This window comes from Aestuarium sp. (genome assembly GCF_023253315.1).
Lineage (GTDB): Bacteria > Pseudomonadota > Alphaproteobacteria > Rhodobacterales > Rhodobacteraceae > Marivivens > Marivivens donghaensis.
On the sequence record NZ_JALRGW010000191.1, the window covers coordinates 1 to 569 of the forward strand.

Below are 569 nucleotides of genomic sequence, written 5' to 3' on the forward strand. Positions count from 1 at the left end.
GGTTGCCCTCTGGTGAGATTCGAGATTCCCGCGACCTTGAGTTTTCCATTAACAAAATAGACAGTTCCGTTTGCCGGTGTTCCAATGACGTCAAGTGAGCTTCCAATCCCTTGCGTTGTCCGTGATTTTATGTAGATATCGTTTTTACCATAGGTCGTGGGAAATGTAAAGGCAAGTGACGTTGCGGTATTACTGGTGACGCCTTCTTCAAAGGTATCTCCGTCTGCAGTGAGAGCGAGGAGCACTTGGGTTCCGTAGCCCTCTGAGAAGTTAAACGTATAAGGTTCCCCTCTGGTGAGAGTTGAGATTCCCGCGACATTGAGAATTCCATCAACAAAATAGACCGTTCCGGTGGCAGGAGTTCCGATGACGTCAAGTGAACTTCCAATACCTTCGGTGGTCTGTGATTTTATGTAGATGTTGTTTTTTCCATAGGTCGTGGGAAGTGTAAAGGCAAGTGACGTTGCCGTATTACTGGTGACGCCTTCTTCAAAGGTATCTCCGTCTGCGGTGAGAGCGAGGAGCACTTGGGTTCCGTAGTCCGCCGAGAAATTGAATGTATAAGGTTG

At 47.8% G+C, this 569-nt stretch carries 1 protein-coding gene; it reads right to left on the reverse strand.

The window, feature by feature from the left end; genetic code table 11:
• A partial coding sequence (locus AC1QQ2_RS14960) for a hypothetical protein (protein WP_479713742.1) occupies positions 1-569 on the reverse strand: 569 nt, incomplete at both ends.